Below are 245 nucleotides of genomic sequence, written 5' to 3'. Positions count from 1 at the left end.
CCCGAAGGGCATATGAATTCAATGTTCATAAAATAATATAGGTCATGAATAAAAAATGAAAGAAAGAGATTTCTCGATCACTTCGATTCATTCAGCAGACATCGAAGATAATAGGTGACTGTCATTCTAAAAGAGTGATAACGGAATGAGGAATCTTGTTATTCATGTTTTTTTTGGATAAGCTTCCCCTAAGGACATATGAATACCGATAATCAAAATAGATATTCAATGAATAAAAAAAGTGA

The organism is Empedobacter sp. UBA7620, from assembly GCF_002484185.1.
Lineage (GTDB): Bacteria > Bacteroidota > Bacteroidia > Flavobacteriales > Weeksellaceae > Empedobacter > Empedobacter falsenii_C.
Note: the sequence above shows the minus strand (reverse complement) of the source record.